The following is a 13,562-nucleotide window of genomic DNA, read 5'->3' on the forward strand; positions in this document are numbered from 1 at the left end:
TAATAGAGGTCAGAATTTTGGATAGTTCTTCCGATTTCTCAATAAGATCGTTTTTCTGAATATATCCGCTTGCATTCACTAATCTCAGCCAATATGAGGTTTCGCGTGCTTCCTTTAATGAGATGTTTAATTTTGCAATGAACTCCTTTTTGCTTTGAGAGGATAATGCCTCTTCGATGTTGGCCCCAATAGAAGTCCCCGACCTGAGTAATTGTTTAGATAGCACATATTCGTTTTTCTGAGTCGTCAAATATTTATAAAGAGAAATGATCTCCAGCGCAAACTGAAAGCTTTTATCTTTGACCGCGTTATCTTTAACCATTACGTAATTCTAAATTCTTAATTCTAAATTCTTAATTTCTTCGCGGGCTCTGCCACCGCCGTTGGCGGGACTTCGCTCCGCTTCGCGGACTCTGCGAGAAATATTCTCTCATAGCGACTGAAGGATTTCTACCTATAATCTTCCGTCGGAATCCTGTAAAATTCCTTTTACATCGTAAACGATAGTATGACCGTTTTTCAACGAATTCATATCCATTTCCTTGAATTTGTCATGCGCGACGGCAAGAACGATGGCATCATATCCGATTTTAGATTCCGGCTTATCGAGCATATTGATTTGATATTCATGTTTGACTTCATCCGGGTCAGCCCAGGGATCGTAAACATCAACCTTGCAACCGAATTGTTTTAATTCATCGATGATGTCGATGACGCGCGAGTTGCGGATGTCCGGGCAATTTTCCTTAAAAGTTATCCCCAGAACGAGTACTTTTGATCCCGAAACCGTATGCCCTTTTTTAATCATCAGTTTAATAACCTGACCGGCAACGTAAAATCCCATCGAGTCGTTGATACGTCGTCCGGATAGAATCACTTCGGGATGATAACCGACTTCCTGAGCTTTGTAAGTCAAATAGTAGGGATCGACGCCGATGCAATGTCCGCCAACGAGTCCCGGTTGAAAAGGAAGAAAATTCCATTTGGTTCCTGCCGCGGCTAAGACTTCGTGAGTGTCGATTCCGAGTACATTGAACAGTTTCGCCAGTTCGTTCGCAAATGCGATGTTGATGTCGCGCTGGGAGTTTTCGATCACTTTAGCGGCTTCGGCAACTTTCAACGACGTGGCGAGAAATGTCCCGGCTGTGATGATGGATTGATACAGTTCGTTGACTTTCTTTCCGATTTCGGGCGTTGAGCCGGAAGTGATCTTCCGGATCTTCGTCACCGTGTGAACTTTATCGCCCGGATTGATTCTTTCCGGCGAATAGCCGCAAAAGAAATCGACGTTGAATTTCAGTCCGCTCTCTTTTTCAAGAATCGGCACGCAAACCTCTTCAGTACAACCCGGATAAACCGTCGATTCGTAAATGACAATTCCGCCCTTTGACAAAATCTTCCCGACGGTTTCGGTTGCTTTGACAACCGGCGTAAGATCGGGATTTTTATATTTGTCGATGGGCGTCGGAACCGTCACGATGAAATAATTGCACGGCTTGAGATCGAGATAGTTCGTCGTGTAGGTCAGACGCTTAGCCGACTTTAAGTTCTCGGTTTCGGTTTCGAGAGTGCGATCGATGCCGTTTCGCAGTTCGTTTACGCGTTTGGCGTTGATGTCAAAACCGATGGTGTCAAATTTTTTCCCAAATTCAACAGCCAGCGGCAAACCGACATAGCCAAGCCCGATGATTCCGATTTTTGTGCTTTTCATTTGCATGCTTCCTCTTAAAATATTTTCATTGTTAAAAAGTTAATTTTTTATGGTGGCTGGTGTTAGGTGTCTGGTTACTGGTTTCTGGTTACCGGTTTCCTGTTGCCTGTTACCCGTTACCGGTTTCCTATCTCCTGTTACTGGTTTCTGGTTACTGGTATCTGGTTTCCGGTTTCGGGTGTCTGGTTTCCGGTTTCTGGTTTCGGGTGTCTGGTTTCCTGTTACCTGTTGCCTGTTGCCTGTTTCCTGTTGCCTGTTGCCTGTTTCCTGTTGCCTGTTGCCTGTCTTTAAAAATTCTCCCACGATTTGATGAGTTTTGTCAAAGAGGCACAAAGATGATCATATTCACTATCAAGCGCACATTGAATTTCTTGATTGGTATATGAGCAGTCTTTTGCTATTTCAAGCCAACCGCGAGATTCTTCTGCGGAGCCCAACGCATCAATAAGATGCCGTAAATAAATACGCTTATATTTGCGTTTCGCAAAACCTTCCCTGATATTCATCGGAACGGATCTTGACGATCTTCTCAATTGATCAGTCAGCGAGTACATTTCATCTCTGGGAAATGTTTTAGTCAGCTCGAAAATTTTCATGGATAATTCGTAAGATAAATTATATACCGTCAAATCTTTGATTGACTCAATTTTCATTTTTAAATATCTCTTCTTTTCCCCGTTACCTTTTTCCTGTTACCTATTACCTGTCTCCTGTTACCTGTTGCCTGTCTCCGGTTTCTGGTTTCTGGTATCTGGTTTCGGGTGTCTGGTTATCTGTTGCCTGTTACCTGTCTCCTGTTTCCGGTTTCCTGTCTTCCGTCTCCTATTTCCCTGGTTTCCGGTTTCCTATAATTTTAGCGGCAACGGAACTTTCCGACCGGTCTGCGCTGATTTATAGATTGCAAGAACCACCTCGAGAGATTTCCTTCCGCTTCGTCCATCCGTATTGGCTTCTGCATCGCCGTTCAATGTAGCGATTACGTTTTTGTAATAAGGTAAATGACCGAGCCCGTAAATGTTCGGCGGATTGTAATTCGATTCCTGAACTAACCGATCATCATCGTCATATTCTTCAAATTCCCACTTATCAATATGATTCACTGCGACGCCTCCGATTTTGACGGTTCCTTTTTCACCAATAACCGTGATACTGCCTTCGAAATTTTTCGGATATGTCAGCATCGTTACATTCATTGAGCCGATCACGCCATTTCTAAATTTGATGATCGCCGAGCCGGTATCGTCTGTTTCGATATGCCGCGCCATCGTCGCCGTTTCCGCCATAACACTTTCGACAGGACCGATCAGCCAGCAAATGGCATCGACATAATGACTTGCCTGATTCATAAAAGCGCCGCCATCAAATTCCCACGTGCCGCGCCATTTAGCCAGGTCGTAATAACTCTGCGGTCTCTGCCAGAATACATTCGATTGAACCACGAAAATTTTCCCAAACCGGTTTTTATCGATCGCCCTTTTCAGCAGTTGAAGCGTGGTGTTCAGCCGGTTTTGTTTGACGACAAATAAATGAACATGATTCGCATCGCAGGCTTGTATGAGTTTGTCGGCTTCTTCAAGTTTAGTCGCCATTGGCTTTTCGGAAATGACGTTGATACATTTTTTTGCGGCAAGAATTCCGTGTTCGGGATGTAAACCGCTGGGCGTGCAAACCGAGATCACATTGATGTCTCCGCGCTGGAGCATCTTGTCGTAATCCGTATACCAATTTACGCCGTATTTTTCGCCAGATTCGCGTGCGCGTTCTTCGAGGATGTCGCAAACCGCGACGAGTTTCAGTTCATCTTTTAAAGCGGCAATGGACTCGAAATGGTTTCTCGAAATTCGACCGCAACCGATCAGAGCAATGTTTTTCATAGTTATTTCTCGCTAAGGGTTATAAGGTTAGAAAAGGACGCAAAGGTTTTTTAGGGAAAGTTAAACCAGGTTATTTACAATTCGAGTAATTCCATCTTTCAAATGTGCTTCATTGAAGTTAATCAGTAAGCCAAGCCTTTTATCTGCCAATCGCAAATATGTCAATAACTGTTTTTTATGAACAGGCAAAATAGATTCCACCGATTTGATCTCAACTATTACTGCATTATTGACCAACAAATCAATCCGAAAAGCTGACTCCATTCGGAGATTTTCATAAACGACCGGAAGGATTTTTTGCTTCTCGACCCGAAGGCCATTTTTCTCCAGTTCGTATGCCATCAAATCTTCATAAACCGATTCAAACAGACCAGGTCCGAACTTTGTGTGCAAACAAAAGGACACATCAAGAATGATTTTAGAAATTTCGTTTTCAGTCATCATTAGTTCAGTATGAGTAAAAATTATTCATTTTCTGCGGACTTGTTATTACTTGGCGTCCTTTGCGAGCAACTCCTCTTTCTCAAGAAAGTACTCTAATCCGCATCTTGGGCATTTCACCTCGTGATCGAACTTGGGCAGGATTTCTCCGCATTCACAGACCCAGCCTTTTTGCCGGGCAGGGACGCCGACCATCAGTGCATAATCCTGAACATCTTTCGTCACAACAGCTCCGGCGGCGATAAACGCATGTTTACCAATCGTATTCCCGCAGACAATCGTCGCGTTCGCGCCAATCGATGCTCCAACTTTTACCAATGTTTTCCGATAAAATTCCGATCCGCGTTGAGGATATTTGCTTCGGGGATCCATCACATTTGTGAAAACCATCGACGGCCCACAAAAAACGTAGTCTTCCAGTGTTACGCCTTCGTACACCGAAACGTTGTTCTGGATTTTTACGAAATTGCCGATAACTACATTGTTGCCGACATTGACGTTCTGACCGATCGAAACCTTCATGCCGATTTTCGATCCGGCCTGAATATGCGAAAAGTGCCAGATTTTCGTTCCGTCACCGATCTCAACGTTGTCGTCGATATAACTGCTTTCATGGACGAAAAATTTCATATGGATTTCCTATAGATTAGTTGGATATTTGAGAATACATAGATGCACTCACACATTCATGCACCATCCACTCCTTCACTTACGCTTTATAAAATTCTTTGATCTTCTCAACAACGTAATCCTGCATTTCCATCGTCAATTCGGGGTAAACCGGTAATGCAACCGTGTGTTCAGCGGCATATTCGCTATTCGGGAAATCGCCTTTCCGGTAACCAAGGTCTCTGAAACATTCCTGAAGATGAAAAGGCACCGGATAGTAGATTTCAGTTCCTATCTGATTTTCTGAAAGCCACTTCCGCAACTCATCACGCTTTTCTGAGACGGAAAGGATGTATTGGTTGTAAATATGAAAATCGCGTCGATAAGCAACTGTCGGCGTTTTAACTTCCGGAATATTCAGATGCGAATCGTAATAAGTAGCGTGAGCCTGCCGAGCTCGGCTCCAGGATTCTAAGTGAGGGAACTTGACCAGCAAGGCGGCCGCCTGAATCGTATCGAGACGAAAATTGCCGCCAATCAACGAGTGATAATATTTTGGATGCGATCCATGATTCCGAAGTTTTCCCAACTTTTCCGCTAACGTCAAATCGTTGGTCACGACCATTCCCCCATCACCGATTCCACCCAAATTTTTGCTTGGGAAAAACGAAAAACATGCCATTAAGCCCATCGTTCCAGCTTTTTTTACTCCCGACTTGGATGGATAACGTGATCCAATCGCCTGCGCGGCGTCTTCGATGACTGGAATGCCATAACGATTTGCAACATCGAGAATTAAATCCATGTCGGAGCATTGTCCGTACAGATGAACAGTAATGATCGCTTTCACTTTGTTAATCTTGTCTGGGTTCTGATCGAACCATTCGCGCAGTTTCAACGGATCAATATTGTAGGTTTTAGGATCGATGTCCGCAAAAACCGGAATCGCTTTCAGACGCGAAACCACGCCGGCGGTAGCAAAAAACGAGTACGGCGTCGTGATGACCCAATCTCCTGGCTGAATATCCAATGCCATCAAAGCGACGAGTAAAGCATCGGTTCCGGACGAAACGCCGATTCCATATTTAACACCGGTGTAATCGGCAATTTTCTGTTCCAGATCGGCAACCTCTGGTCCATTGACATAATGAGTCGATTCAATCACGCGGTCTATTGCGTTTTTCAGTTCGGGACGGATTGTCGCTAATTGGGCATTTAAATCCAGTAATGGAATTTTCATGTATGAGCTCCTTAGTAAAACGGGTAACGGGTAACGGGTAACGGGTAACGGGTAACGGGTGACGGGTAACGGGTGACAGGTGACGGATAACGGGTAACGGGTGACGGGTGACGGATAACGGGTAACGGGTAACGGGTAACGGGTAACGGGTGACAGGTGACGGGTAACGGGTAACGGGTGACGGGTAACGGGTAACGGGTAACGGGTAACGGGTGACAGGTAACGGGTGACAGGTGACGGGTGACAGGTGACGGGTAACGGGTAACGGATAGATGTTTCCTTTTCTCCGTCCTTCAGGCACGGCTTCGCCTCCTCAGTCACATGCACCGACGAGGCTTCCATTTTTACAGCCTTTATTTTATGCTCAAACTACAGAATTTATGTTCAGAAAAGATTGGAAATGACATCGGTGAAACGGGCAAATTTCACCTGATCGTTCAACCCATAATCCCGTTGATCGAAATGCATTCGGCTGTAAAAAATCTTGTTGGTTGGTTTGAGGCATTTCGCTCGCAATTCATGACTGTTATTTTAAGAAATTCAACCTTGTTTGACAATATAAAATTCAGACGAAAACTAGAACTTTCTTCCTCAATTTTTAAAATTTGCTATGCCCGCGTGATTTGACACACATCCCGAAGTTTCGGAATTCTATTTGGCTTACTGAATTTTCCATTCATGTTTGACGAAAATTAATCCGCCATTTCCGGTGCCGACTTGCCGGCTGAGAGGACTTGAATCATTCGGAATAATGGTAACAGAAGAAGCGTACCGCACATAATCGACTGTATCGTTTGATTCGGTCATCCATAAATCGATAAAATAAACGCCTTCCCTCAACGGTGTTTCCGGAATTTGACAGCAAATCTCGATATCTTTATTGAGAACTGGAATTCCTATTGCCGAATCGGCTGTATTCATACCGAAAAGAGTCCGTCCGGTTTGATCTTTCAGAAGTATGGCAATTTGCGGGTTCACAACTGACTTCACGGATTTCACCCGAATAAAAATATCCATTGATTTCCCAGATTGAACGATATTGCCGAGATGACGCGAATTCGACCGAATCTCGAGGCTGGTGAATCGCGCCTTGCCGGTTCCGGAGCGTGTGGATTCCGCCAGATCGAAAGCGGAGTGATCGCCGGACGAAACTTGCGTCCGGTAGTAAAAATCAATCGCTTCGTTTGGCTTTCCGTCGAAGACGATCATTCCCTTTTCAAAGACAATACAACGACTGCATAACCGCTCGATTGCTGGCAGGTTATGACTGACGAATAAAATGGTTCGACCGCTCCGGGCAATCGACTCCATTTTATCGAGGCATTTTCGCTGAAATGACGCATCACCGACCGCCAATACTTCATCGATCAACATGATCTCGGAATCGAGATGAGCCGCGATGGCAAACGCCAGTCTCACTGACATACCGCTGGAATATTTTTTCACTGGTGTATTCAGAAATTGTCCGATTTCTGAAAATTCCACGATTTCCTGAAATTTTTCCCGAATGGCGTGACGACTCATTCCCAGAATTGCGGCGTTGAGATAAATATTTTCACGACCCGTCAAATCCGGATGAAAGCCCGTCCCCACCTCCAGCAGGGACGACGCGGAACCATTCAGAATCGCTTTTCCTTCCGTCGGTTGGGTGACGCGGGAAAGGATTTTCAGCAGAGTACTTTTGCCAGCGCCGTTTCTGCCGATGATTCCAAGCGTCTCGCCCGATCGAACGGACAGATCGACATCCTTCAATGCCCAGATGAATCCGTCATTTTTCCCCGTATTTGAATTGATGGAGCGAAACGGGCGCGATATCCAATCCGAGAGGGCTTCCCGAAGTTGATCGAACCGCTCTGTATCGCCAAGCGGATATCTTTTCCCCAACCGCAATATTTGAATCGCGTCGTTCGGCATCTTCATATCCGATCCGCAAACTGCGTTTCAACGCGATTAAAATAGAGAACGCCGACTGGCAGAAGTATGCAAATCGCACCCAACGAGGACCCGAGAGCGTTCCAGTCAGGCGGCAAATTCAAAATAGCGGCACGAAATCCGTTGACAATTCCCGTCATGGGATTCAAGTTGAACAGCCACTGATGTCGCTCTCCAACAATCGACGCGGGATAAATGACGGGCGTCAGAAACATCCAGATCTGAATACCGAACGGGACGATGTGACGGAAATCGCGGTATGTTGCAGACAATCCGGCGATGAACGAGCCGATGCCCGTCAATAATAAAATTTCTGCCACGATCAGCGGCAATAAAGCCAACAGATTCCACGTAATCGCGACGCCGGAAAACCACATGAGTCCGAACAGAACAACCAGCGCCGCGAGAAAATCGAACCAGGCAGTACCAACTGCGCTCAACGGAATCAACAGGCGCGGAAACCAGACTTTCCGGATGAGTCCGGCATGATTCATCACGGCATGATTGCACAGCGTCATCGCCGAAGAAAAAAAAGTCCAGGGAAGCAGTGCGGAATAAACGAAAATCGGATAAGGAATATTTTGCGAGGGAACTTTCATCAATCTGCCGAAGAGAATCGAAAAGATAATCATTTGGATCAGCGGCTGAAGGAGCGCCCAGCCGATACCGAGTACAGTTTGTTTGTACCGTACTTTGATCTCTTTCCAGATAAAGAAGAACAGCAATTCCCAATGGCGCAAAATCTCACCAAGATTCAGGCGCATGATGCCTTTCTCTGGCCGGATAACAGTCTGGGTTTCGGTCATTCTCTTAACAAACCGGTCGGCTGGGGTAAACAAACATTTCATTAATCAATAAAGTGTGAAGCGAATCGAAATCGAGGTTGTTTTCCAACTCGTAGCAATAACAGTTACGACAAAGATTCGCCAGAAACTCGAAATTACTCCGGGTGGATTCTGGATTTGAATTCAGGAAAGCCAGTGAAAACAGGCGCTGAAATGCATCGATTGGTTTCAGACGGTTGATATGATTTTCTGAACCCTTTCGGATAAGACAGAGAGAATGAACTTTCCCAAATTCCCGCATTTTATCAGAAAAAAGCGTGGACAAATTGATCGTTCGCTTGTTCGGAAAAGCATCCGTCTCGCCAAGAATATCGGCAAATTTCTGCCAAGTTTTATAGGATATTTTTGCTTTTTCAGGACCGCCGACTGCGTAATAATCCACTTTTTCAAAAAGAAAAGCCTCGTCATCGCTAATAAGATTCCATCCTTTTTTCATGAGTCCCAGCGAAATCGTCGTCTTTCCGAAACCGGATTTTCCCGCAAATAGAACGGACTTTCCCTCATATTCCAGACAGGCGGCGTGAATAAAATACAGTCCATACTCTTTGAGAAATTCCGCCAAAGGAATTGTTAAAATCCAGTTTCCAAGCGCGGCGCCACAGGAAAGTGTACTGCGACCAATCACGGCAAAGACGCTTCGTTTCGCATAATCAATATCGATGTTGATCGCGCCGCTTAGATATTTTAAATGAAGCAAGTTGGCTTCGAAATCATAAGCATAGGAAAAATCGCCGGTCGGTTTGCATATCTCCCGATCGTCGTCTTCGACGAGAATGTAAAAGTGGAATTCCGACCGAATAAAGTCGTTTTTGTTTTGGGGACGATAGATAAAATCGTCGGTGAGAATATCCAGCAGACTCGCGTCGTTCGCGTGAAGATGAATAATAAAGTGCAAAAGATTAAGTTGCCGCGAATACGGATACATGATCGGTTCTCAGACGTTAAGAATTAATTTTTCTTCGGACAGTGTAGAGATGAAGGCGCGATAATCCTTGCTCGCCTGTTCGGAAGTCGTATCAAAAGCATCCGCGACCAGATGAATGATCTCGTCGTCATTCCGATTGCCGTCTAGATTCGACCAGATGTAACTCCCCACCACATTGAGCCGAAAATAAAAACCCGTCTGGACGTTCAACAGCAGGCTTTCGTCGTCAAACATTTTCCACTCGATTTCATCGGCGCGTTTATGAGCGCTCATTTTTCGTTCTCCCATTTTTTACCAGTTTATCATCTCAAGGATCGTCTTTTTCCGTAATTTAAAATAATTCCGCCAGTTCATTGCTAAATCTTTTTGGCAATAAAAATCGCGGATGACTTCCCGGGGAGGCAACAATTGCCGAAACAGATAACGCGCTTTTTCCCAAAACCCTCTCAGATAAACCATCGGCAAAATGATCCGCGCTTTTGACGGAGAGTACGGCGGAACGCCTCTCAAAATAGAATCGGCGTTGATCTTGCTGGAGTCAATCGGGTTGTATTTTTTCAAATACGGCGATGACGCGGAAACCGGAAGCCGTCCATATATTTCAACGCAAATCCGAATAAAAATCCGCCACAATTTCTCCATCCGGTACTTGACGATCAGCCGTTTGAATTCCCCAACATCGAGCGTCGGCGTATCCATGATCTTGAAAAAATCGATCAGCCACATCAATTTGAAGTAATGATGTTTGAAGGCGTGATAAAGCAGGTAAACCGCCAGATATTCGTTGGAAAAAGTCGGATAACGTTTATCGCCGATCGCAACCAGCCGGGAATTTTTCCAGAAATCGTCGATGTCGAACTGAAACGCATGCAGTTTTCCGCTGAGATTTAGATGAACATCAACAGCCACATTCGTTGTGGTTGAACGAATATAGTGACGGGCAAATGAATACTTCTGAATGATCGACTCGGGAAAGACCGAATACAAGTCTTCCGATAGCTGAAAACCCAGATCGGTCAGCACGCCATCCAGCGCGGCAATCGATTCCGGTCTGACGATGATGTCCAAATCTCCGAAAGCGCGCAGGTAAGAGGCCGAATAGAGTTCGCACGCCGTGACGAGTCCTTTTAGAACGCGATACTCGATCCGACGTTCTGAAAGTTTTTTATCTAACTCAGCCAGAAAATTTTCATAGACCATGACGCGGGTCGCGTTAAAAACCGCATAGGTTCGCGCCTGTTGAAAAAAATCTTCCGACAAATCCGGAAAATTTGTCTGCAACTCATCGTGATAAAAATAAGCCAGCGACAGAATTTGGTGATAATTGCATTTTTTAATGAGAAGCGGTTCGTCGAAAGTCATCTCCTTAAATCCGAGTGAAACGGGCGCTTTCTCGTTGACGACGATTTTACAGAGTTGCGTTAGGAAGAACTGCTCGTTTTTCATTATAGAAAATATAGAGACTTTTTCGGTTGAGATAAAGAGTTTTTTTAGCAAGAAAATAAGAAAAATCGACTATTTCGGATTCGATCCCAATCGACCAAGATTCTTCAATTTCGACAACAGGATTTCACTCAGAATTTTAAAACGACTGGTTGATTTTTCTGACGGATTTGAATGAATCCGAATCGCTTGACCGTCGATGGCGGTAACTTTACCGATGAGTTTCGATTCACTGACAATCCATCCAAGCCGATTGGCGTCGCCTTTTTCATAGTAATAAATATGTCGTCCGAACCGAAATACACCGAGAACGCGATGACAGATCAGCCGCGAACCGCTGTGAAAGACGATCAGATCCCAAACTCGAACCGGTTTTCCATCTGATGAAAAAGGAAGAATCGTCAACAACGCTCCTGGCGAGATCGACGGCAACATGCTGTTACCGCAAGATGCTATCGTCACCGGTTGCGTCGCAGACCGCAATAACTCGTGTAAATCTTCCACTATTTGAATCAACTAAATTATCGGTTGTCAGAGCGGCGGCGGCGGTTCATCCGGAAGTGTTCCGGTCTGGAGATCGACCCGCAGTTGATCTTTCGTCAGGATTTGCGGCGTATCGTACTCGTTCTTTTCGCCGGATTCGTCAACCCTATCCGATATATCTGATAAATCGTTACCTCGATTGGTCATTCATTACCCATTTTCTGATTATTTTCTGAAATCCAATCTATTTCAATAACACCATTTTTCGGGTTTTTACATTTCGATCGGTTGTCAGACGGGTTAAATAAACACCCGAGCTGACCGGTTTGCCCATCTGGTCTGTACCGTTCCAAAAGACTTTATAATCACCGCTATTTTGGTGTTGATCGACGATGGTTTTCACTAAAGTTCCATCCAACGCATAGATCGCCAGATTAACTTTTCCAGCCCGGTCGATCACGTAATGAATCGACGTCGTGGCATTAAACGGATTGGGATAGTTATGACTTAGGGAAAACTTCATCGGTTGCGGAGTTTTCCCGTTCACGCCGCTGACAATCAGATCGGTACGGACTGCCATGATCCGGTAACGCAGTGTTTTCAGACCATCACCAGCCGGCGTCGTGATCGTATAAGTACTATCTTTTTTCATATCAACGGAGTTCAACGTCTGCTGATCGATCAACGTCAGTTCGAGCACATCCGGCAATCCCGCCTGAGCAGGATCCCAGAAAATCGTGCTGTTCTGATCCGAAAAGTTGTAACTGGATACGATAAAGTCCCAGTACGTCGTATCGGTTTCCGGACGCATGTCGTAACTGGCTTTGATCGGATGGCTTTCCCAGTAATTTTCCGGGTCATTTTTATCATTATGCGGAAAGTAAATATCGACGAATGAATCCAGGTACGGCGTGATATTGCGAGCATCGTACATATCGTAATTGCTGTACGAACCGGCTTTCTGGCCGATTCCGTTGTATGTATCCCGCACATCTCCGTTCGAACTGCTACGCACCGAAAGTGGCAGAAACCAATCGACGGGGGAACTCATCATATTACAGAATGGATTCTTGTTAACCGTCGGTACGGATTTGGAGAGATCAACGTCAATCGGCGGAATTACCAACCGCAGAGAAACCGGTGAAGAAGATTCCGTTACGCCGCCAAGCCGCGTTGCAATATAGGTACTTCCGGTCAACGGTGCGGTCTTGTTGACATCGCAAGAAAATTCGACGCCGTACAAAGGACTCGTGTTGCTCGATCCGGTTACCTCGAAAGTATAGTGATCTACCTCCGATTCGATCAATGTGATTCGAAAGCCCTGTTTGGTGACAACGCTGGTTCCTATTTCATTACTTTTAATCTTTCTCGCCCAGTCACTGGGATGACTCAGATCGGTAACATAGGACCGGACATAGATGTCCTTTTTTTTGTCTTCGGACGAAAAATCGATTCTGAGCTGATCGGTCTGACCTTCCGGTAGAGCCGGAATAGGATTGTAAAAAATCGTCGAATTACCATCATGCCCAGTCTGCCCGACAGAATAAGATGCGGTATTTGTGGAACTGCCGTTAGTTGAGTCCTTCAATTGTTCGACCCAGAATCCGTCCCAGATCAGGAAATCGCCGCCGTTGGTAGCGTTATAGGCAATATATTCGTAACCGTTCCAGCGATGCGACCATTGCGAAATCAGACCTTGCGAGGTCGCCTCAGACAAGGTTATTTCAGAAACACCGGAATTGGTCGTCAACTCGACTTTTGCATCTTTCCAATCGATCACGATTGGTAGCGGGTTGGCGAGTTGATTCAGACCGGGATGGCTTTCACTCTGAGGTGGGTTGAGCGGAATGTAATAAGAATCGTCCAGATCGATCTCACTGCCGAAAACCGGGAAATTGATTGCCGAGCCGTACCGGTTGTAAAACCAGTATCCGAATCCCGGCTGAGGCAGTGCTGGATCGCCATGCCAGCCGCCGTCATAATCAGGTTCTCCCCAGCGAACATAGGTATTCCAGGTGATATCCCAGCGGGAAAAGCGCCAGTTGGTATTTTGAATGTT

Annotated in this window: 17 protein-coding genes and 1 pseudogene; 1 reads left to right on the forward strand and 17 read right to left on the reverse strand. The window is 45.4% G+C overall.

Annotation, left to right across the window (positions count from 1 at the left end; all coding sequences use genetic code 11):
• From COT43_11085 to COT43_11130, 10 genes and pseudogenes are all read right to left on the reverse strand, one after another.
• Nucleotides 1-322: four helix bundle protein (locus COT43_11085; GenBank protein ID PIS27310.1), on the reverse strand; the 322-nt coding region annotated here is incomplete at its 3' end.
• Nucleotides 323-454: 132 nt separating this feature from the next.
• Nucleotides 455-1,711, reverse strand: a complete 1,257-nt coding sequence (locus COT43_11090; GenBank protein ID PIS27311.1) for a Vi polysaccharide biosynthesis UDP-N-acetylglucosamine C-6 dehydrogenase TviB — start codon at nt 1,709-1,711, stop codon at nt 455-457.
• Between the two features lie 39 nt (nt 1,712-1,750).
• Nucleotides 1,751-2,044 (reverse strand): hypothetical protein, encoded by a 294-nt coding sequence (locus COT43_11095; GenBank protein ID PIS27312.1) that lies wholly within the window; start codon nt 2,042-2,044, stop codon nt 1,751-1,753.
• On the reverse strand, nt 1,999-2,364 hold the full coding sequence (locus COT43_11100) for a diversity-generating retroelement protein bAvd family protein (GenBank protein PIS27313.1): 366 nt from the start codon (nt 2,362-2,364) through the stop codon (nt 1,999-2,001). The genes COT43_11095 and COT43_11100 overlap by 46 nt, the downstream gene beginning before the upstream one ends.
• Before the next feature lie 60 nt (nt 2,365-2,424).
• A pseudogene (locus tag COT43_11105) lies at nt 2,425-2,541 on the reverse strand (LysR family transcriptional regulator).
• A 15-nt stretch (nt 2,542-2,556) separates the two neighbouring features.
• Nucleotides 2,557-3,585, reverse strand: a complete 1,029-nt coding sequence (locus tag COT43_11110) for an oxidoreductase (protein PIS27314.1) — start codon at nt 3,583-3,585, stop codon at nt 2,557-2,559.
• Nucleotides 3,586-3,645: 60 nt separating this feature from the next.
• On the reverse strand, nt 3,646-4,026 hold the full coding sequence (locus COT43_11115) for a GxxExxY protein (protein PIS27315.1): 381 nt from the start codon (nt 4,024-4,026) through the stop codon (nt 3,646-3,648).
• Between the two features lie 48 nt (nt 4,027-4,074).
• Nucleotides 4,075-4,656 (reverse strand): N-acetyltransferase, encoded by a 582-nt coding sequence (locus COT43_11120; protein PIS27316.1) that lies wholly within the window; start codon nt 4,654-4,656, stop codon nt 4,075-4,077.
• Between the two features lie 79 nt (nt 4,657-4,735).
• Nucleotides 4,736-5,875, reverse strand: coding sequence for a transcriptional regulator (locus tag COT43_11125; protein PIS27317.1), 1,140 nt, complete (start codon nt 5,873-5,875; stop codon nt 4,736-4,738).
• Nucleotides 5,876-5,886: 11 nt separating this feature from the next.
• The gene (locus tag COT43_11130; protein PIS27326.1) at nt 5,887-6,108 is read right to left on the reverse strand and encodes a hypothetical protein; all 222 of its coding nucleotides are present in this window, start codon (nt 6,106-6,108) and stop codon (nt 5,887-5,889) included.
• Nucleotides 6,109-6,235: 127 nt separating this feature from the next.
• Between COT43_11130 and COT43_11135 the strand changes: the two genes are divergently transcribed.
• On the forward strand, nt 6,236-6,502 hold the full coding sequence (locus COT43_11135) for a hypothetical protein (protein PIS27318.1): 267 nt from the start codon (nt 6,236-6,238) through the stop codon (nt 6,500-6,502).
• A 33-nt stretch (nt 6,503-6,535) separates the two neighbouring features.
• Here the strand turns inward: COT43_11135 and COT43_11140 are convergent, their stop codons facing one another.
• From COT43_11140 to COT43_11170, 7 genes are all read right to left on the reverse strand, one after another.
• Nucleotides 6,536-7,795 carry a hypothetical protein gene (locus COT43_11140; GenBank protein ID PIS27319.1) on the reverse strand — a complete coding sequence of 420 codons (1,260 nt, stop codon included), beginning with the start codon at nt 7,793-7,795 and terminating at the stop codon, nt 6,536-6,538.
• Nucleotides 7,792-8,655 carry a phosphate ABC transporter permease gene (locus tag COT43_11145; GenBank protein PIS27320.1) on the reverse strand — a complete coding sequence of 288 codons (864 nt, stop codon included), beginning with the start codon at nt 8,653-8,655 and terminating at the stop codon, nt 7,792-7,794. Before COT43_11145 ends, COT43_11140 begins: the two co-directional genes overlap by 4 nt.
• A complete protein-coding gene (locus tag COT43_11150; GenBank protein ID PIS27321.1) occupies nt 8,618-9,577 on the reverse strand; it encodes a hypothetical protein in 960 nt (319 codons plus the stop codon). The genes COT43_11145 and COT43_11150 overlap by 38 nt, the downstream gene beginning before the upstream one ends.
• A 9-nt stretch (nt 9,578-9,586) precedes the next feature.
• Entirely contained in the window at nt 9,587-9,865 is a 279-nt protein-coding gene (locus tag COT43_11155) for a hypothetical protein (GenBank protein ID PIS27322.1), read from the reverse strand.
• 3 nt (nt 9,866-9,868) lie between these two features.
• On the reverse strand, nt 9,869-11,023 hold the full coding sequence (locus tag COT43_11160) for a hypothetical protein (protein PIS27323.1): 1,155 nt from the start codon (nt 11,021-11,023) through the stop codon (nt 9,869-9,871).
• A 69-nt stretch (nt 11,024-11,092) separates the two neighbouring features.
• Nucleotides 11,093-11,425: a hypothetical protein gene (locus tag COT43_11165; protein PIS27324.1), complete on the reverse strand. Its 333-nt coding sequence runs from the start codon at nt 11,423-11,425 to the stop codon at nt 11,093-11,095.
• Between the two features lie 322 nt (nt 11,426-11,747).
• Nucleotides 11,748-13,562 (reverse strand): hypothetical protein (locus tag COT43_11170; protein ID PIS27325.1); only part of this gene is annotated, 1,815 nt, incomplete at its 5' end.

The sequence above is a fragment of the Candidatus Marinimicrobia bacterium CG08_land_8_20_14_0_20_45_22 genome, assembly GCA_002774355.1.
In the GTDB taxonomy this organism is placed as follows: domain Bacteria; phylum Fidelibacterota; class UBA2242; order UBA2242; family UBA2242; genus 0-14-0-20-45-22.